General features: G+C 62.5%; 14 protein-coding genes. 5 read left to right on the top strand and 9 right to left on the bottom strand.

Annotated elements, in window-relative coordinates:
* Positions 1-27: 27 nt before the first annotated feature.
* Together HS122_05580 and HS122_05575 are read right to left on the bottom strand one after the other, a co-directional pair.
* On the bottom strand, positions 28-1,230 hold the full coding sequence (locus tag HS122_05580) for a response regulator transcription factor (GenBank protein MBE7537865.1): 1,203 nt from the start codon (positions 1,228-1,230) through the stop codon (positions 28-30).
* A gap of 35 nt (positions 1,231-1,265) precedes the next feature.
* A complete protein-coding gene (locus HS122_05575; protein ID MBE7537864.1) occupies positions 1,266-4,298 on the bottom strand; it encodes a redoxin domain-containing protein in 3,033 nt (1,010 codons plus the stop codon).
* Positions 4,299-4,557: 259 nt separating this feature from the next.
* On the opposite strand from HS122_05575, the gene HS122_05570 reads away from it, so the two are divergent.
* From HS122_05570 to HS122_05560, 3 genes are all read left to right on the top strand, one after another.
* A complete protein-coding gene (locus HS122_05570) occupies positions 4,558-5,511 on the top strand; it encodes a cysteine synthase family protein (protein MBE7537863.1) in 954 nt (317 codons plus the stop codon).
* Between the two features lie 28 nt (positions 5,512-5,539).
* Complete coding sequence (locus tag HS122_05565) at positions 5,540-7,810, top strand: thioredoxin family protein (protein ID MBE7537862.1); 2,271 nt, start codon at positions 5,540-5,542, stop codon at positions 7,808-7,810.
* Between the two features lie 168 nt (positions 7,811-7,978).
* Complete coding sequence (locus HS122_05560) at positions 7,979-8,695, top strand: hypothetical protein (protein MBE7537861.1); 717 nt, start codon at positions 7,979-7,981, stop codon at positions 8,693-8,695.
* Between the two features lie 11 nt (positions 8,696-8,706).
* Here HS122_05560 and HS122_05555 read toward each other — a convergent pair whose 3' ends face one another.
* The 5 genes from HS122_05555 to HS122_05535 form a co-directional block, all read right to left on the bottom strand.
* Positions 8,707-9,585 (bottom strand): DMT family transporter, encoded by an 879-nt coding sequence (locus HS122_05555; protein MBE7537860.1) that lies wholly within the window; start codon positions 9,583-9,585, stop codon positions 8,707-8,709.
* Positions 9,586-9,726: 141 nt separating this feature from the next.
* Positions 9,727-10,014, bottom strand: a complete 288-nt coding sequence (locus tag HS122_05550; GenBank protein MBE7537859.1) for a type II toxin-antitoxin system RelE/ParE family toxin — start codon at positions 10,012-10,014, stop codon at positions 9,727-9,729.
* A gap of 2 nt (positions 10,015-10,016) precedes the next feature.
* Positions 10,017-10,238: an addiction module protein gene (locus HS122_05545; protein ID MBE7537858.1), complete on the bottom strand. Its 222-nt coding sequence runs from the start codon at positions 10,236-10,238 to the stop codon at positions 10,017-10,019.
* Between the two features lie 217 nt (positions 10,239-10,455).
* On the bottom strand, positions 10,456-11,877 hold the full coding sequence (locus HS122_05540) for an exopolysaccharide biosynthesis polyprenyl glycosylphosphotransferase (protein MBE7537857.1): 1,422 nt from the start codon (positions 11,875-11,877) through the stop codon (positions 10,456-10,458).
* On the bottom strand, positions 11,874-14,249 hold the full coding sequence (locus tag HS122_05535; protein MBE7537856.1) for an O-antigen ligase family protein: 2,376 nt from the start codon (positions 14,247-14,249) through the stop codon (positions 11,874-11,876). The genes HS122_05540 and HS122_05535 overlap by 4 nt, the downstream gene beginning before the upstream one ends.
* Before the next feature lie 125 nt (positions 14,250-14,374).
* Here HS122_05535 and HS122_05530 point away from each other — a divergent pair, with 125 nt between their 5' ends.
* Together HS122_05530 and xseA are read left to right on the top strand one after the other, a co-directional pair.
* A complete protein-coding gene (locus HS122_05530; protein ID MBE7537855.1) occupies positions 14,375-15,142 on the top strand; it encodes a TVP38/TMEM64 family protein in 768 nt (255 codons plus the stop codon).
* Positions 15,126-16,424 (top strand): exodeoxyribonuclease VII large subunit, encoded by a 1,299-nt coding sequence (gene xseA / locus HS122_05525; GenBank protein MBE7537854.1) that lies wholly within the window; start codon positions 15,126-15,128, stop codon positions 16,422-16,424. Before HS122_05530 ends, xseA begins: the two co-directional genes overlap by 17 nt.
* Before the next feature lie 52 nt (positions 16,425-16,476).
* On the opposite strand, the gene HS122_05520 is transcribed toward xseA, so the two are convergent.
* On the bottom strand, positions 16,477-18,564 hold the full coding sequence (locus tag HS122_05520) for a TonB-dependent receptor (GenBank protein MBE7537853.1): 2,088 nt from the start codon (positions 18,562-18,564) through the stop codon (positions 16,477-16,479).
* 96 nt (positions 18,565-18,660) lie between these two features.
* A complete protein-coding gene (locus HS122_05515; protein ID MBE7537852.1) occupies positions 18,661-19,353 on the bottom strand; it encodes an rRNA pseudouridine synthase in 693 nt (230 codons plus the stop codon).
* Positions 19,354-19,378: the final 25 nt, after the last annotated feature.

Raw genomic sequence — 19,378 nt, 5'->3', positions numbered from 1 at the left:
GTGGCGGCGAGCGCCGCTGCCGTCCAACTATCGCAGCAGCGAGATCAGTTTGGCCCGCGAGTCGATCTCGAGTTTTCCGAAGATCGACTGCAGCTGGTTCTTCACGGTGCCCACGCCCTTTGACAGGCGCTGGGCGATCTCGTCGTTGCTGAGGCCGTCGCGCACGAGGAGGGCGACCTCCTTTTCGCGCTGGGTCAGGCTCGCGAGGACCGTCAACTGGCGGTCCATGGTCTCCGGCACAGAGGGGTTCAGCGACTCCCGGTTGATGATCTGGGCGAAAAGATTCGGACGCGAGAGCAGCGGGTCATCGAGGGAGAAAAGCGACAGGTCCGCCTGCATGTGTTTCAGCGTCGGATGGACAAGCCGGCGCTTTTCCGCGGGATGATGTCCGTCGGGATCGGCCAGGGCGGTCGCGTAGTGGTGCGACATCAGTTCGTGGTAGACCTCGATGAAGGCGGGTGGCACGGCAAAGACGGCGCGGCCGTTGAGCTGGCGCGCCGCCGTTGCGCCGTGGTTCCAGACCGCGCAGGCCTCAAAGGCCTGGTGATTCGCAAACACGAGTTCGTGACGGGCATTGATCAGCAGGATGCCCTGGGGGAGGAGATTGATGAACTGCTGCAGGCTGTTGCGCGCGACAACCTCCTCCTCGTGTTTTTCCAGCCGCCGCAGATTGCGGTCGAGAAAGGGATGGATCTCCAGCATCAGCGCCTTCTCGCCGTCGTTGAATGCGGGCTGATTCATCGCGCGGCGCAGGCAGAGGATGCTCTTGCGTTCGCCCTGCTGCCAGAGGGTGAGGCCCAGCAGCTTGTCCCAGCCCTCGGGAATGAGGACGTGGCGGTAGAAGTCGCTGTTTTTCAGCGCAACCCGGTCGGGAACGACGTCGTCCAGGCTGTAGAGCTTGACCCCCGGATGGGCGTCGAGCCAGGCGTGCGTGGGTGAGAGCCGGGCCCTGGCCTTCCACCAATCGGGCGGTTTGCGCGAAGGCTGCGAATGCAGGGTCAGCGCGCCGGGATTGCGCTCCATCGCATCGAGAAAGAGCGTCGTCGAGTGATGGTTGGGAATCGCCTGCTGAAGCAGGCGGTGCAGCGCCTTCCAGAGTTCGGGGATGCTGGCGGCGACCTGCATGTCGACGATGAGGCGCTGCAGCGCCGGATCGTCCAGATGCGGAGAGCGATCGCGGACCTCGATCGCGGGGGATTTCGTGCCGGGTGATGCCTTCTTCCTTTTCACCTCGGCACGAATGCTTGCAAACAACCGTCGCTGACTCAATCCCCGGCTTTTGGCGCGACGAGAGCTTTCGCGGGAATGGGAGCCTCACCCGAAAGCACTGCGCGACGCTTCAAGTCAGCTGCGCCCTTCGCGATGAGGGCGGGGTCGACGGAGACGCCAGCCTTGGCCAGGGCTGCATCGAGGATGGCCTCGCCCTGCATGTAGCCGACCACGATGTCGACGATCTTTCCATCGCGGTTGATGATAAACTGTGTGGGAATTCCGGATACACCGTAGAGATCGAACGAGGCCCGCTTCGGTCCGCGCTCCTCCTTGTCGTGGCTCCAGACGATGTCCGGGTACTTTTCCTGATTGGCCTTCACCCAGCGTTCAAACGCGGCCCGCGTGTCGCTCGTGCAGGAACCAAGGACAACGACGCCCTGGTCCTTGTACTTGGCGGCGACCTCCTGGGTGTGGGGCATGGCGCTCATGCAGGGTCCGCACCAAGTCGCCCAGAAATCAAGGATGAGCACCTTGCCCTTGTAGTCGGAAATGCGGATCGCTTTGCCGTCGACCGTTGTGGTGAGGAAGTCGGGAGCCATTGCTCCGATGGCAATGGTTCCTTTGCGCGCCTCGGGTGCCGGCGGCTTGGTTTCCTCGGCGGTCCAGATCCTGGCGGGCGTGTGTTCGGGCTTGAGTTTGACACCGGCCCGAAGGAGCAGGTTGGCGATGGCATCGGGGGTGGGCTCGCCGTATCCGGCAAACCAGCCGACGAGCCTGCCTTTGGCGTCGAGGACCATTCCGGAGGGGATCGGGGTGATGACGCCACCCATGAGCATGGGAATGACCTTCTGCATGTGTTCACGACTCTTGGCCGCGAAGGCGCCCTTTTCCTCGTCCGTGAGATCGGCGTAGTCCTTGTCGGGACGCGGCGGCTTGCCGGCCGGGTCGAAAACAACCGGGAATGAGATGTTCCCCGAGTTCTTTGAAACCCAATCGTCGAAATTCTCGCGTGAATCAAAGGCGCCGATCCCGAGGAAGGTCACGTTCTCGTCCTTGTAGGCGCCGCCCCAGGAGTTCCAGAGTTCGCGCATCGGCTGAGGGGGGCCCATGCCCGCGTTCCAGAGTCCGATGACCGCAACCTTGCCCGCGGTGATATCGGAAAGTTGTTTCGTCTGACCATCGGCGGTGATGACATTTATCGCAGGGGGAATTTCGCCGGCCTTGAGTTTGCCGTAGTTTTCAAAGAATGGCGGACGTGGAGTCTTTGCCTGCTCGCGCATCGCCGCCTCGCGCTCTTCGGCTTCCTTGATCTGCTGCCTGCCTTTTTCGACAACTGTGGCATCAACCTTGACGCCGAGGCTGGCGAGCGCGGTTTCGGTGCGGGCGTCGCTTTCGCCGCCGTTGCCGACAACAACGGCCGCGATCCTGCCGTCGCGGCCAATGATGAACTGGGTCGGAATGCCGACCACATGGTAAAGCTTGGCCGAGGCGCGCTCGGCCTCCGTCGCGGAGCCGCGTTCGTTGGGATCAAAGGTGAACTGGATGTCGGGGTACTTCGACTGATGCGCCGGGATCCATTTCTTGAACTGATCGATCTTGTCGCTCGTGCCGGAGGCGAGGACGACGACATCCTGCGACTTGTATTTTTCGGCGATTTTTTGTGTATGCGGAAACGAGGCGATGCACGGTCCGCACCAGGTGGCCCAGAAGTCGAGGATGACGATCTTCCCCTTGAAATCGGAGAGACGGACGTCGCGATCATCGACAGTCTTCATGAGGAAGTCCGGGGCGATGGCGCCGGCTTCGAGTGTCGCAGGCCGTGCGGCAGTCATGCCGCCGCTGGGGGCGGGGCCGGGCTTGATCGTGGCGGCCCGCATCGCTGGAGCGGTTTCCTTGACTGCGGCGGCGAGCAATTCCTGGTCGGCGGCTGTGAGTGCAATGCCGGCGTTCTTTACCAGATCGCGGAGCAGACCGCTGACCTTGGGACCCATGCCGATCGTGCCGCCAACGAGTTTGCCGGCGCTGTCGATCATGGCATAGGCGGGGTACATGCCTGCGCCGAAGGTCATGTAGGAGATGCTCTCCATCGGTGCCTTGCCTGCAGGATCCGAGTAGACTGGGAAGGGGATGGCGCTGCTGTTCTGAGCGTGCCACTTTGCGAACTCTGCGTTGTCGGTGCCCGTGTTGATGCCGATCACCTGGAGTCCCTTGTCCTTGTATGCGGAGTAGATCCTGGCGACATCGTCAGCGGGCGCGCGCAGGTTGGTCCAGAATGCGATGAATGTCGGTTTTCCGCGCAGCGAGGAGAGCTTCACCTCGCGGCCCGAGAGATCGAGCATGGTGAAATCGGGAACCATCGTGCCGGCGGCCATCGAGGCAAAGCGCGCTGTTGGACTTGCCCCTGCGGCGGTCGCCTGCGCGGGTGCGCCCATGCCCATGGCCATGGTCTTGGTCATGGCGGGAATGGATTTGGGTCCGCCCGTCGGTTCAGGTGGCAGGTGGGAGGTGTCGATGGGAATTCCACCCTTCGCGAGCAGGCGCGTCAGGTAGGGATTCTCGGCGTTGCCGCCGCCGGAGGTTTGCCCGACAAGGCGTCCGTTGCGATCGATGAGGAAGAGCGTGGGGAAACCGGAGACGCGATACTCGGTGTTGAAGATGGACCGGTCCCAGTTGTCCTTGCCTGCGGTGTCGTGCGCGGTGAGGAACGCGTACTTGGACGCATTGCGTTTCACCCACCCGTCGTAGTTTTCGCGGCTGTCATCGGTGCAGACGGCGAGGACGACAAGATCGTCCTTGGCGAATTTTTTCGCGATCTCGCTGTTGTGCGGCATCGAGGCGACGCACGGTCCGCACCAGGTCGCCCAGATGTCCACGAGGACCATCTTGCCGCGGAAATCGGACAGCTTGATCGTCCTGCCGTCGGGGCCGACAACCGCGAAGTCGGGGGCGGGGTCACCCGGCTTGAGGAGTGAACGCGCCGAACTCGGTGCGGAGGACGGGGCGACTGTGTCAGCCGTCTGGGCAAATCCTGCGACGGCCGTGCCTGCCGCTGCGAGAATGAGAATCGGCAAGAGCGATAATTTCATGGGTTGGAGATTCAGGGATGTGTCGTTCGAAAAGAACAAGGTGCCACGTTAGCACAGCCCGGCGAACTGTCGAATAGGCCGACGGTAACAACTCGCGGGATTGATGCTGTTTCCTCCTTTTGACCTATTGGAAGCGCGTTTGTGGCATGGTATACAGGCGGCTATGGCGAGCAACCCAACCTCTTCACGCCTTGCGGCTGTCCGTGCAGTCCGTGGCAGGCGACCGAGTGCGAGAGCCCCGCTGCCTCGAGCGGAAGATGTGCTGCCACCCGTCCTGTCTCTTATTGGCAACACACCGCTGATCCCGCTTCATTTCCGTGCGGAAGGGATCACCTTGCATGTAAAATGCGAGTACCTGAACCCAAGTGGGTCGATCAAGGATCGCCTTGCGCTGATGATTCTCGGAGATGCCCGGCGCCGTGGTCTGCTGCGGCCTGACACCACGGTCCTCGAGTGCACAAGCGGGAACACCGGCATTGCGCTCGCAATGGTGGGCGCGCTTCTGGGAGTCAGGGTGAGGATTCTGATGTCGGACACGGCGAGCATCGAACGACGGCACCTGATGCGGCATTTCGGAGCTGAGCTGCAGTTGTTTTCCGCGACACGCGGTTATGTGACGGGGATCGAGATTTCGGAGGCCATGGCGAAGGAGGATGACCGGTATTTTCTGCCCCGGCAGTTTGAGAATCCGCTGAATGCGCAGGATCATGTCGATCACACCGGTCGTGAAATCCTTTCGCAGATGGGTGGGCGGGTGGATGCGTTTGTCTCCGGGTATGGAACGGGCGGCACCATCAATGGCGTGAGTCGCGCCCTGCGAGCCCGCAATCCGCGCGTGAGAATCGTGGCGATGGAGCCGGCGGAGGCGGCGATGCTGTCGGGGGAGTCGCCTTGCTGTCACAATATTGAAGGCGTTGCCGGCGGATATATTCCCCCGTTGATCAAGGGACTGGCAATCGACGCCAAGGAAAAGGTGGCCAGCGCCGATGCGATTGCAATGACACGCCGGCTGGCCTCCGAGTTTGGGCTATTGGTTGGGACCTCATCCGGGGCAAACATCATTGCCGCCCTGCGGACCGCCGCCCAATTGCCTGAAGGTTCACGGGTTGTTACGATTTTGTGCGACCGGGCGGAGCGATACTATTCGACGAAGCTTTTTGCCGCCCCTCTTGTATCGGAGGCGAAACCGGCTAGCGTGGAACTGATGCGATGATGCTCATTTGCGCGCTCGATTTACTGTCATGAACCCGAAATCCACCCTCGCGGGCCTTCTCCTTCCCGCGCTCTTCATTCTCTTTTCGTCGCTCCAGCTCAGCGCCCAGCCGGTTCGCAACGGCGCGGTCCAGGTCGAACTTGTGTCGGCGGAGACCTCCGTGCAGCCCGGCAAGTCGATCTGGGTTGCGGTGAAGCTGGATCACGATCCGCACTGGCATTCCTACTGGAAGGTCGCCGGCACGGGTTATCCCACCTCGATCACCTGGAAACTGCCGGAAGGCTACAAGGCGGGTGAAATCGTCTGGCCCGTGCCGCACACCGTGAAGGACGCGAACGGCGCTGTAACAGGAAATGGATACGAAGGACGGACGTTCCTGTTCACCGAGATTGCGGTGCCCGCCGATGCGAAGCCGGGCACGACCGCCACGCTGGCTGCGACTGTCGAATGGCTCATGTGCGAGGCGTCCTGCATGCCCGGCGACGGTGCGGTGAAACTGAACCTGCCGGTCACCGCGGAAAAATCGTCCGCGAAATCGGCGATCGCCGCGGAATTTGACGCCGCGTTCCGCGCCCTGCCGCGCGCGATTGAGGGCTGGGCGTTTCATGCGACGAAGCAGGGCGGCAAGGTTTCACTCACGGTGACTCCGCCGTCGGGAACAACGCATGCCCCCGGGGAAATTCATTTCTTCGATGATGTGGGAGTCGTCGACTACTCGGCTCCGCAAACCGTGAAAGCGGAGAATGGCAGGTATCAGATTGAAATGTCCACGGGGCCTGATTCCCCGGCGGACGCCAGGGTGCTCACGGGAATACTGACCGCGAAGAATGGCTGGCAGGCCGCATCGGGAGGACCAGCGGGAATCCTGGTGAACGTTCCATTTTCGACCGACAAGGCCGCATCGTCGACTGGCGCGGCTGGGGTGGCTGTGACAAATGCCGGTTCTCCTCCCTCGGGTGGCGGCGCGGCAGGCGGTGGCGTTTCTGGCTCGGCGACCGGCGCAGGTGGAGGTGCGGGGCTGGCGGGCACGCTGTTTCTCGCCTTCATGGGAGGTCTCGTGCTGAACCTCATGCCCTGTGTGTTTCCGGTCCTCGGCATCAAGGTGCTCGGTTTCGTCAATCAGTCGGGCAGCAACAAGGCGAAGGTCGTGCAGCACGGGCTGGTTTTTTCCGCGGGTGTGCTTTTCTCGTTTTGGGCGCTCGCGGGTTTGCTGCTGGCTCTGCGTGCGGGCGGCGAACAGCTCGGGTGGGGCTTTCAACTGCAATCCCCCGCCTTTGTTTTCGGCATGGCTGTTTTCCTGCTGATTTTTGCGCTCAACCTGAGCGGACTTTTTGAAGTCGGTCTCTCTGCAACCGGTGCGGGGTCCGGACTGCAAAGCAAGGAGGGCCTCAGCGGATCCTTCTTCACGGGCATGCTCGCGACCCTTGTGGCCACCCCATGCAGTGCGCCGTTCCTTGCGCCTGCGCTGGGAGTGGCCCTCGCGCTGGCGCCTGTCGAATCGCTTCTCGTCTTCACGGCCATCGCGCTCGGCCTGGCGCTGCCCTACCTGCTCCTTTCGATTTTCCCCCAGGCCACGAAAATCCTTCCGCGGCCCGGCGCCTGGATGGAGACATTCAAGCAGCTCATGGCGTTCCCGCTCTACGCGACGGTGGCCTGGCTCCTCTGGGTGCTTGCCGCGCAGACCGCGGCGGATGAAAACGCGCTTCTGATGATCGTGTTTGCTTTTGTGCTCATCGCGATGGCCGGGTGGGCGTACGGAAGATTTGCCCAGCCGCATGGCAAGGCCGCGCGTCGCATTGTCGGCGGAGTTGCCGCCGCTGCGCTTCTGGTCGGCGGTGTCTGGCTCGGTTGGCCCCGTTCCATGAACGCACAGGCTGCAGGTGCCGCGAATGCGGGCTACCGTGTTGTCTGGGAAAAGTGGAGTCCTGAGGCGGTCGCCTCCGCACAGGCTGCAGGCAAGTTTGCCTACGTCGATTTCACCGCACGCTGGTGCGCGACCTGCCAGACCAACAAGGCGACCGTGTTCAATTCGAAGGATGTGCTGTCGGAGTTTGGCAAACGCGATGTGGTTCTCTTCAAGGCCGACTGGACCAACAAGGATCCAAAGATCACCCAGGAGCTCGCCAAATGGAACCGTTCGGCGGTTCCGTTCAATTTGATCTATGCGCCCGCGTTGAAGGACCCCGTCGTGCTGCCTGAGCTGCTCACTGGAGGAAAGGTGCTGGATGCGCTTGCGGAAATTTCGTCGCGCGCCGACGCCGCCGGCTCTTCGAAGGGCCGCGCTGTGACACAACTCTGATTTGCGGCGACGGCGGCTTTGCGCCGGGCGATGACAACGGGTCCTTGACGGTCAAACGAGATAGGAGCTCGTCGAACGGCACTTCAATTTCGAAGTTGGGCTAAAGTGGTTTCATGCAAATGCGGACTTGGGTTTCGAAATCCGGTTCATAGTCTCGCCTGCATGACGATGGCCGCCCTGTTTCGACACCTGTTTTCCGGATCGCTTGCCGTTGCGCTATACTTGGGGACGATTTCCGCGCAGTCTCCGGCGATCGGGCATCCGACGACTGAGGGGGCGGCGGCGAAGGCGGCGTCAAAGTGGGCCAAGGACATCGCGGCGTTCACCGCGGCGGACCGGAGGACACCGCCACCGGCCTCGCCGATTGTTTTTACGGGCAGTTCCTCGATTCGCCGATGGACCGATCTCACGAGGGACTTTGCCGAGTACCGCGTGCTGAATCGTGGTTTCGGCGGTTCGCAGTTCTCCGACATCCGCCTGTTTTTTGACGAGTTGATCCTGCGTTATCACCCCCGGCAGGTCGTCCTGTATTCAGGCGGGAATGACATCAATGCGAAGAAGCCGGTGGAGGAGGTGTTCGCCGACATGAAGGCCATTGTGGAGCGGATTCACCGGGAGCTTCCGCGGACGCGCGTGGCGGTGATTGCGGTTGCGCTGAATCCCCGCCGCTGGGACCAGCGTGACCAGGTCGTCAGGCTCAATCGAATGATGGCGGATTATCTGTCGCATGACTCCCGCGACACCTTTGTCGACGTGGTGCCGGCAATGCTGCAGTCCGACGGCACGCCTAAACCGGACATCTTTGTTTCCGACCTCCTTCACATGAATCGCAAGGGGTATGAACTGTGGATTCCCTTGCTGAAGCCCGTGCTGGCGGAACCCTGAGGCGTTTCGCGTCAGCCGCTTCGGGCGACCTCTGCGGCGATGGGCCGTTTGAAGCGGGTCCCGCGCAGGGAAACGATCGCTCGCGCGGTGACGGAGCCCAGCACGATTGCGCCGCCGAAAAGCGCAATTGTGCTCGGTTTCTCACCCGTCATGAACAGAACCCAGAGCGGATTGAGCAGCGGCTCGATGATGGGGATGAGAACGGCCTCGAGTGCGGTGACGTGTTTGATGGCCTGCGAATAGAACCAGTAGGAAAGGCCGAGTTGGACGGTGCCGAGAAGCACAAGCGCGAGCCAGCCGTTGGCTGACAGCGCCGGTGCCTTGATCAGCGCGGGAAAACCGATGAGGAAGGCGAGCAGATTTCCCAGGATGACGGATTCGACGGGCGAACCGTCCTTCTGTTTTCGCATCAGCAGGATCATCACGGCAAAAAGGAATCCACTGAAGACGGCGATGAGATTGCCCGAGAGGCTGCTGAACCTGACGCCTTCATAGACAAACACGCCCATGCCTGCGAGGACGACGACGATGGTGATCCAGTCGCTGCGCGTGGCTCTTTCCCCGAGCAGCCAGGAGCCCAGCAGAGCGATCCAAACCGGTGCGGTGTACTGGAGCAGGATGGCGTTGGCGGCGGTGGTGGCCTTTGTCGCCATCACGAATGTCAGTGACGTGCCTGCATAAGCCATGGCCGCGAGCACCTGCCAGCGCGACCAGTGGAATCTCACACCGCGATTGAGGGCGATGAGGAAAAGCGCTGCGATGAGTCCGCGTCCGCTGACCACGGCCAGGGGAGACCAGGGAAGGTATTTTATCAGCAATCCGCCGAGACTCCAGCAGAGCGCCGCCAGGAAGAGCTGGACGACAGCGCGAGAGTGGGGGGCGTTGGGCATGCCAGATGATTCAATGTGAAGAGAAGCGGGGACTGAAGCCCGGAAATGAAGATGGGGAATTCCGGGTGCCTGGGTACTGGGCTTTGCGCCAAGCCCCCGACATCCAACAACGATCAACCGGGATGAGGAAGTCCGACAAACTTACATGTGAGCCGGCGCATTTTGGGAGAAGCGCAGAATACGGCACACAGAAACACTTCCCGATTTCTCATCCCAAACGAAGTAAACTCCGAACGGGAAGCGCGGCGTCATGGCCATGCGTACGTCACCATGTCGCTTTCTGAAAATCTGTGGAGACCGTTGAACCGTCGCAATGGTGGCATCAACGCAGCGAACGAAATCCAGCGCAAGATCGACGCCTCTTTCCCGATACCAGTCAAACGCCGAAGCCAGATCAGCCTCGGCGCGCGAGGTGACGCGAAAATCCATGACTACCGCCGGGCAAGAATGCGGGCTTTAACCTCAGTCCAAGGCGAACCTTCGTCTGGATTGCGCCGGTGTTCCTCCAAACTTTGGTCGAGTTCCCGCTTGTGCCAGTCCGGTATTTCCACCGATTCCGAATTTGGGCCAATTTCGTTCCACAGTTCCTCGATCAGGAGTAGTTTCTCGGAGGTTGTGAGGGCTTGAATCTGCGGAAAATCGGCAACTTTCATCACTCAATCCTAGCTCAATTCAGTGGCATGACAAGCCACGAACCGGATCATTGAGGATGGCATCCTCTCCACCTTCCGCGTGTCGAACTGCTGCTTCCTGTCCCACCTTTCGGAGATCCCGCAACTTTGCGTTTTTGTCGGGAAACTAGCGAAGTATGCTCCACGCAAAAGTGCGGAGGGGAATTTGGAAATGATTCACGTGGTCGACCCAACCGGATCAGGCGGATGGGTTTTTCCAGCGAAATAGTGTCAGGATGAGGATCTGGAGATCGAGCCAGAGCGACCAGTTTTCGATGTAGTAGATGTCGTGCTGGATGCGGCCGGCGATGGAGGTTTCGCCGCGCAGCCCGTTTGCCTGCGCCCAGCCTGTCATGCCAGGGCGCACAAGGTGGCGGGGCAGGTAGTGTGGGACGACGTTCGACAACTGCTCGACATGGTGGGTGCGTTCGGGTCGCGGGCCGATCAGGCTCATGTCGCCGCGGAGCACGTTCCAGAATTGCGGGAGTTCGTCGAGATTCCAGCGGCGCATCCACCGGCCGATGCGGAGCAGGCGGGGGTCCTCCGCGCGCGTGCTCACTTGAACGTGGTCCGTTGTCGCTGCATCGGGCGCCATGCTGCGCAGTTTGTAGAGGATGAAGGGCGTGTGCCGCGCTCCGACGCGCTCCTGGCGGAAGAATACCGGCCCGCCTGGCGACTCGCGTTTCACCAGCACGGCGAGCACCGCGATGACCGGGGTGGAAAGGATCAGGCCGGCGACGGAACCCGCCACATCGATGAAGCGCTTCATCAGCCGGTTGAGGAGGCGGTTGATCGCAAGGTCCTCTATGCCGAGAATCGGTATGCGTCCGACCGTCTGGAGTCGCAGCCCGCTGATCAGTATCTGGAACGACGACGGCACCACCTTCCAGTCGATGTAGGCGGATTCGCAGGTCTCGACGACAAAGCGCAGTTGCTCGCGCGGCAGATCCGTGCGCGAAGCGATGAGAACGTCGACTCGCTCCCTGCGGAGCAGCCCGGGCAGTTCGTCGATCGAGCCGAGACAGCGCTCCGGGCAGGGGCTGTCGCCCTCCACGCGGATGCAGCCGATGAAGGCGAACGGGTGCACGGCAGTCGCCTGGAGATCGCGCACCAATGCCGCGGCGTCGTCATTCCATCCGAGTACGGCGGCGCGCCGGCGAAGTCGCTCGACCAGGCGCGTGCGCGTGAAGGCGTAGTACAGGATCGTGCGCCAGACGTACATCAGCACCAGCACGGCGGCGGTCGCGAGGATCACGAACCAGCGCGATACGGGTGGTTCAAACTTGAGGACGAGCGAAAGTCCGAGAAAAGCGGCGAGCCACAGCACTGTTCCCTTGAGGATCAGATTGAGCGATTGCAGCCGGCGGAGAAGGAGTCGCTCGGTGTACAGATCCAACTGGACGTAGGCGGCGGTCAGGAAAAGCGTTCCGATGAGGAGCAGCGGCAGGTACGCGCCAAATGTCGCCTCAGGCACCGGAATGCCGAGTCTGCCGACCGGCGAGGCGTAGCGCAGCGCGTAGGCGGCGCAGAATCCGGCGAAGGCCACGAGCGTGTCGCCGATCAGCAGGGCAAGCGGCAGCCACACACGGCGGAGGCGCTGGGAATCGATGGCTCGCGTCATGGCTTCTTCAATGAGGCATCATCGAGCGCGAGCTTGAGGAGGAGTTCGCCGTTTATCCAGCCGGGCTTTGGCAGCCTCGCCTCGATCGCGGATGTCAGTGCGGGCGTGCTCATGACGTTGACATCGGCCGGCGGCCGGCCTCCGGGAAATCCCATCAACACGCCGTACCCGGGACGAACGCGACGGAACGGTTTGCCCATGGCAACGCTGCGAAGACTCTCGTCGTGCCAGATCGCGAGGATGTCATCAACCCGGCCCGCGTCCAGGTGTCCGGCTTTCGCTTGTGCGCTGAGGAAGTTTTCCGCGAGGCGAGTCGCCTGACTGGAGATTCCTGCGAGTGACGGCTCTCGGAAAAGCGGTTGGAATGCCTGACGCGGATCGTTGGCCTGTTCCGCGGCGAATGCGGCGGCCGCGCCAGTGGCATTGCCTTGGGCGATGCGGGCGAGGCCGATGCCGAGATGAACGCCGATGCGATGTGGCGCCAGAAGGGCTGCCGCGAGAAAGTGTCGTTCCGCCTTTGCCGGATTGTTTTCGAGTTGGAGCCACCCGAGATTGTAGTGGGCGTATTCAAGAAATGGATTCCTCACAAGCGAGGCTTCCAAGGGTGGAATCGCCGCGGCGCCCTTGTCGGCGAGCGGCGGTTGATTCGTGAACGGCTGTCCCGTTGCGAGCCAGGAGGCCAGAACATGGGAGGCGTAGGTCGAATCGGGGACTGCCTTGTCGGCGCGGAGCAGGGCGTTGCGGAAGCCGGACGGGTCCTGATGGACGACGCACGTGAGCGCATTCGAAAAGGCCTTGCGTGCCACTTGATCCCGGTAGGTGCCGGCGGTCAGGAGCAGCGCCGAGGCTAGCGCGACGAATGCCGCGGCTCGTCCGAGACCGGTGCGCGGGGGCGATGTTTCCCCGGAGAATCCGGTCGCCCCGACAGCCGCGCCCGCGAACATGGCCATTGCGGGAATATCCAGCGAATGATCGAAAAACGAATAGGCGAGAAAGGCGATCAGTCCGCTTGCGAGCGATGCGTTTTCGAGTGCGCGTTGGAGTCCGACGCGTGGGGAGTCATAACCGCTGGAGGGGCACGCTTCGTCGTGCCCGGTTTGGGATTGATCTGTGGATTGGATGTGGGGTCGCGATGGGATGGAGGCGAAAGGTCCGGCGTTGTGGGGATCGTGGGCGACCCCTGGGCATGACAAAGCATGCCCCTCCAGCGGAGGGTGTGGAGAATCATTGGAGGGGAATCGCGCTGGGCCTATGGCGAGTCGCAGCAAGCGGCTCAGCAGTCCGGCGGCGACGAGCACGACGGCAATCATTCCGGGAACACCCAGCGTTGCCAGCGTTTGCAGCAAGGAACTGTGAACCTGGATGACATTGTCGACGTTGCCGGCGACCGTGGAGCGCACTGACGGGAAAACCTGCGGAACGGATCCGGGACCCCAGCCCAGCCAGGGGCGTTCGAGTCCGAGGGCGACAGCGGCCTGCGACATGCCGAGTCGCTGCTGATTGCTTTCCTGCGAAGATGCGCCCCAGTGTCCGCTCAGAACCAGCTCCCGCAAGCGGGGGTTTGCGGCGATGCCTGCCGCGACGACGGCACACACGCCGATGCCGATGATGAGGACCTGCCTCCGCGATGGACGAACGCCCGCCTTGACGGAGAGGAATGCGAACGATGCGAGACCGAACGCGAGGGCAACGAGTCCAGCTCGGCTCCCTGTGGAAAACAGAACGACGGCTGCGACAAGCGTTCCCACGCACCAGCCGAGGCGCACCCATCGGTGCGTCGAGCCGATCAGGCACGCGACCATTGCACCCATGGCAAGCAGTGAAAATGCGGCCACGTAGTTGCTGTGTCCGAAAGGTTGGTCATTTCGCGCGGCCAGCGCATTGAGGATGTTTTGTCCGCTGGCAAAGGCCGGGCCGACCCGGGTGGTGAGCCACAGGTGGAAGGAGACAAGCATCACGACGGCACCCGACAATCCCAGAAGCGTGAGCCAGCGCCGGCGATGGTTTCCGCGCAATGGCGATTCAAAGGCAAACGGTACCAGGCATCCTGCGAGGATCGGAAGCGCGGCAGGCTTTGAAATGCCGGGAAGGAAGGCGGTGTGTGCGGAAAGCACGCCGATGATTCCAAGCATCAGCAGCCCCACTCCGGTCATTGAAGCGGCGAGTCTGCCGTTGGCTGCGAGAGCGGCGCTTCCCGCAAGAATCCATGTCGTCCAGGTGAGCACCGTGAGCAAGGACCATGGCCACACCTGCATCTGGCTGGTGGAGGGTGGAATCAGCGAGAGGACAGTTGTCGCGATCAGTCCGATGCAGAGGCAAGCCGCGGCAAGACGGTTCAATCGGGCGGAGATGTCGGCAAATGATGGCAACAAGCTCAACACTCGGAGTTTTGCCCTCAACATGAAGGCCTAAAGCGAAAAAGCCGCGAAAGGAATGCGGATTGCGGTCGCAGGGTGCGCTTGATGCCATTTTGTGGACATTGATCTTATTCGCTCCCTTGACGCGCTCGACGGAGGGCGGGCATCGTGACGGGATGCAGGGATCCCCGATGCGTGGAAAGAAGTGGCTTTTGCTAAAGCTTGGACTCGTCGCAGTTGTTGCGGGTGGCTTGGGCATCCTTTTGCTGCGCGGGGTCGATCTCAAGGGTTTGATTCAGGAGGCCATGGTGCATGTGAGGGCTGCGGGACCATGGGTTTTCTTTGCGGGGTTCGCTCTATTGCCGGCCGTCGGTTTTCCCTTCATGGCGTTCTGTCTGGCCGCGGGTCCGGCATTCGGGGAGGAGATCGGACTTCCTGGAATTCTTGCGGGCTCGGCCGTCGCCATCCTGATCAATGTCACGCTGACGTATTGGCTGGCCCGATACGCGCTCCGTCCGCTTCTTGCGCGCTGGCTGGGCCGGCTCGGCTACAGGATACCAGTGGTGGACGAGGCCGATCAGATTGAAGTGACCATTCTTGTGCGCATCACTCCGGGCCCCCCGTTTTTTGTGCAGAGTTATCTGCTCGGACTGGCCCAGATACCGTTTCGAAAGTACATCCTTCCCTCCTTCGTTTTTCCCATGGTCAACGCCACCGGCATTGTCATGTTTGGCGACGCGCTGGCTCAGGGAAATGCCAGGTGGGCGGTCATTGGCATCAGCCTGCTCATCGCGGTGGGGCTTGGCGTTCACGTTCTGCGCAGACACTACGCCAAGCGAAAGTGCGAGGCGCAGCCGGCACGCGCCATTCACCGGGTTGAGGGAGACCGCAATGACGCGCATCAATGATGAAGCTCTCTCCGGACGCGACCGCATTGCGACCGTCACGGAGTTCACCCGGCGGGTGAAGGGGCTGCTGGAGTCGCAGATTCCTCCCGGCTGGGTGCGCGGCGAGGTTTCAAACCTGAGGCAGCAGTCGAGCGGCCACACCTATTTTTCGCTGAAGGATGCCGGCGCGCAGCTTTCGGCGGTCCTCTTTCGCGGCGATGCGCAGCACCAGACGGTCTCGCTGCGCGACGGTCAGCAGGTCATCGTCTTTGGCGAGATCAGCGTCTATGAGGCGCGTGGAAACTACCAGTTGATAGCGCGCGCGATTGTCGATGACGGGGTGGGGCGCCTTCAGCGGGAGTTTGAGGCATTGAAGCAGCGCCTTCAGGCTGAGGGTCTCTTCGCCACCGAGCGCAAACGCGCGCTGCCCAAGATGCCGCGCACGATCGGTTTCATCACGTCCCCGACCGGAGCGGCGGTGCGCGACTTCATTCAGATACTCAGGCGGCGCAAGTGGCGCGGGCGGGTCGTCGTGCTGCCGGCGAAGGTTCAGGGCGAGGGTGCGGCCTCGGAGCTGGCGGCGATGCTTGCCCAGGCGGAACAAATGAAGCTGTTTGACGTTTTGGTGATTGGACGTGGCGGAGGCAGCCTCGAGGACCTGTGGGCGTTCAACGAGGAGGTGCTGGTGCGCGCGGTGGCGGCATCTACGATTCCTGTGATCTCCGCGGTGGGACATGAGATCGATGTGACGCTGTGCGATTTTGCAGCCGACGTACGCGCCGAAACTCCGAGTGCCGCTGCGGAGTTAATTTCGAGTCACTTCGTCGCCTGCAACGAGCGCCTCGGCCGGGCCGCGGGTTCCCTGCTTCGGTGCGTGCAGAACCAGTTTGCGGCCCTGCAGCGCCGGGTGGAGCACCAGCGGGCGCGCCTGCGGCTGCTTTCACCCACGGCGCAGGTCGAGCAGGGCTACCTGCGGATTGACGATCTTTCGAACCGCCTGTTTTCCGCCGCGCACCGGCAAATCCAGGAAATGAGGCGCGGCCTCGTCGACGCGGCGCATGGCCTTGCACGTCATTCGCCGGAGTTGCGCGTGCAGCAGGAGTCGCATCGCCTGCTTGCGCTCTGGAAACGCCTGCAGGCGGCGAGCCCGAAGTCGGTTCTCAACCGCGGATTTGTGATTCTGCGCGACACCGGCGGCGTTCCCCTGCAGCGGTGCGCGGAGCTCAAGCCCGGGGCGGCCGTGGTTGCGGAGTTCGCGGATGGCACGGCCAGTCTTACGGCGGGCAGGAAGCGAATCGATTGAAGCGCGTCTGGTGCCGGCGCGCGGCACCGGTTGCCCGGCGGTGCAGCGTTTTTCACCAGGTCCAGCGCAGTCCGACGCGCCCGCGACGCGGGCTGTCGAGCGTGATCAGCCCATCCGAACTCAGTCCGGTTGCGATGTCGCGATCGAACAGGTTCTCAATGGCCATCGTCAGCGAGAGATCGTTGTTGATGCGCCAGGCGGTCTGGAAATCGACCACGGTGAAGGATCTGAGCCGAAGCGTGTTCTCGTCATCCTCGAACTGTTCTCCGACGGAACGCACGCGAACGTCGAACGACCATGCGTCCGCCGGACGCCAGGACGCGCCCAGGGTCAATGTGCGACGAGGATCCTGGGCGAGCTGCATGCCCACGAGCGAGGGCTGCTCCGAGGCCTTTTCCACACGCGTGTCGCTGAGCAGCAGATCGGCCCTCAGTGTGAGCGAAGGCAGCGCGTTCCACTCGGCGGTGGCTTCGAATCCGCGCACGCGAATGGCGTCGAGGTTGCGCCGCTGACGATTGACGAGCGAGGGTGTGCTGCTCAGCGTGACGTTGGCGACGGCATCGTTCAGCTCGTTGACGAATCCGGTCACGCTCAGTCGCAGCGTGCGATGGGTGAGGTCGAGCCCCAGCTCGCCGCCGTCAACGGTTTCGCGTTTCAGCGAGGGATTCGCCTCGGTGTTCACGTTTCTCACGCGGAACGGACGGTGGTACTCATTCAGTGTCGGCACGCGAAAGGCATGATACGCGGCGGCGCGGGCGCGCAGCCATTTGACCCCGGGCAGCGGCCCGGTCACGCCCAGGCGCGGACTGAATTCCGTTCCCGAGCTGGATGCGTGGCGATCATTGCGCACCGCGGAGCCGGTGAGCAGGTTGAACTCGCGGCGATGGCCGTCGCGGTTTGACCAGCGGTCCACGCGGGCGGCGATTGATCCCCGCCAATCACCGGGCAGCGGTCGGTCGTGGGAGGCGAAGAGGCCTGCGAAAAGCTGCTCGCCGCCGGCGAATCGGCTGCGGGTGAATCGAGAGGCGGAGTAGAGGTACTCCTCGCGGGTCTCGCCCTCAACCCAGCGCGCGTCGAATCCGGCTGCGCTGCGTGCGCCATGGGAGTCAGTCCAGTTGGCGCTGAAGGCGGCGCCAGCCGCGGACGCAGGCACGGAGTACTGGTCATTGGCGGGAGTCTCGCTCTGGCGCAGTGCGTCGACGGACGTGAAGTAACTGTTGAAATCCTGTCGCTGGCCGTAGAGCACGGCCGACCAATTCACGCCTGTGGGAGCCTGCCGCTCAATCGTTGCGGAGACCAATCCCTCGCGCGTGCCATTTCGCTGAAGCGGAGTTCCATTGCCACGGTCCTCGCGGAAACCGCGGGCGGTGATCTGCGCGTACAATTCGCCGCCCAGCGCCTGCCTCCAGGTGAGTTGAGCGAGTTGATACTCGGAATCGAGGCGGCGATCCACCGCACCGCGCTGGCCGGGGCCCACGGTGAAGAATCCATCGGTGGAAAACGCCGCGGCATCGAACCTGACGGTGGAGCGATCGTTGAGCGCCTGGGTCAGGCTGGCTTCGCCCTGATAGGTTGAAAATTCACCGGCGGCGACAGCGGTGTCGCCGCGGGTCCCGGTCAGCGGCAGGCTGGTGAGTGCGATCGTGCCGCCGAGGGCGGCATTTCCCCATACGCCGGAGCCGCCACCGCGCATGATTTCCGCGCCTGCGAGCGAAAGGCGCGGCACCTTGTACCAGGACACCCAGCCGCCGAAGGGATCGTTGAGGGGAATGCCGTCGAGCAGGACGAGCGAACGGCTTGCGCCGCTGGGGCCGACGCCGCGGAGCGAGACTCCCTGGGCGGTGGGATGCGCGGTCAGGCCACTGCTTCGCCGAAAGAGGCTGAAGGCCGCCGACTCCCGCAGTGTCGCATCGAGCGTGAGGGCGGGTGATGTGCGCAGTCGTTCAGCGGAGAAGAGGTCGACGGTCACCGGAAGTTCATTGACCGGAGTTGGCGTGCGACTTGCGGAGACGACCATTGCGGAGAGGCGGTTGAAGCCGCCTTGGGTCGATGCGGCGTTCGTCTGGGAGAGGCCTGCAGTGGCAAATGCTGTTGCGAAAACCAAGGAGACACCTCGTGTGGTCGACGCTGTCTTCCTCATGACGAACGAAATCTGCATAAGCGGCCATACATGCCCGATGAACGCCGGAGTGACAAGCACAGCGCTGTGACTCGCGACGAGCGCAGCAATTGAGAGTCAGTCGAAAAGCGATGAGGAAATCTCGCGCCATTCGCCCGGTGCGAGATTGTCGAGCGTCAGGCCGCCAAGACCTTCGCGGTGCAGTGAAAGAACCGTGAGACCCTGCGAAGCGAACATGCGTCGAACTTGGTGATAGCGGCCTTCGGTCAGCTCGAGCAGCGCCTCATGCGCGCTGACAATTTCGAGATGCGCGGGGGCGCAGGGTTTGCTTTCGCCATCGAGCATGAGCTTTCCGCTGCTGAAGACGTCGACCAGTGTGACCGGGAGAAGTCCGTCAACTCGGGCGCGGTAGCGCTTGAGGACGTGATGGCGCGGGGAGGTGAGCCGGTGAACCAGCGGACCGTTGTCGGTGATGAGCAGGAGGCCGGAAGTCTCCTTGTCGAGCCGTCCGATGGTCGTCAGCTGAGGGGACCGATTCCGCCATCGTTCGGGCAGGAGGGAGTAGACTGTGGGGCCGTCTTTCGAATCGTGCGAGCAAACCAGTCCGAGCGGTTTGTTGAGCATGAGGAGGATGCCGTCGGGATGGTCGAGCGGCTCGCCATCGATCCGGATTTCGGAGGGATTCACCTTCAGTGAGGAATCCCCGAGCCGCGCGCCATTTGCAGTCACCTCATGATCCCTGAGAAACTCGCGCGCACTCCGCCTCGAGCAGTAACCGAGGCTGCTTAGCAGTTGATCGATGCGACGCATCACGGCGCCCAAGGATTTTGTGATG

Source organism: Opitutaceae bacterium, from assembly GCA_015075305.1.
Classification (GTDB): Bacteria; Verrucomicrobiota; Verrucomicrobiia; order Opitutales; family Opitutaceae; genus UBA6669.
Note: the sequence above shows the minus strand (reverse complement) of the source record. Positions and strands in the feature narration are given on the sequence as shown.

Coding starts and splice junctions, on each gene's coding strand:
- HS122_05575 (MBE7537864.1), bottom strand. CDS start 4,298: ATGAAATTATCGCTCTTGCCGATTCTCATTCTCGCAGCGGCAGGCACG.
- HS122_05565 (MBE7537862.1), top strand. CDS start 5,540: ATGAACCCGAAATCCACCCTCGCGGGCCTTCTCCTTCCCGCGCTCTTC.
- HS122_05560 (MBE7537861.1), top strand. CDS start 7,979: ATGGCCGCCCTGTTTCGACACCTGTTTTCCGGATCGCTTGCCGTTGCG.
- HS122_05555 (MBE7537860.1), bottom strand. CDS start 9,585: ATGCCCAACGCCCCCCACTCTCGCGCTGTCGTCCAGCTCTTCCTGGCG.
- HS122_05550 (MBE7537859.1), bottom strand. CDS start 10,014: ATGGATTTTCGCGTCACCTCGCGCGCCGAGGCTGATCTGGCTTCGGCG.
- HS122_05545 (MBE7537858.1), bottom strand. CDS start 10,238: ATGAAAGTTGCCGATTTTCCGCAGATTCAAGCCCTCACAACCTCCGAG.
- HS122_05540 (MBE7537857.1), bottom strand. CDS start 11,877: ATGACGCGAGCCATCGATTCCCAGCGCCTCCGCCGTGTGTGGCTGCCG.
- xseA (MBE7537854.1), top strand. CDS start 15,126: ATGACGCGCATCAATGATGAAGCTCTCTCCGGACGCGACCGCATTGCG.
- HS122_05520 (MBE7537853.1), bottom strand. CDS start 18,564: ATGAGGAAGACAGCGTCGACCACACGAGGTGTCTCCTTGGTTTTCGCA.
- HS122_05515 (MBE7537852.1), bottom strand. CDS start 19,353: ATGCGTCGCATCGATCAACTGCTAAGCAGCCTCGGTTACTGCTCGAGG.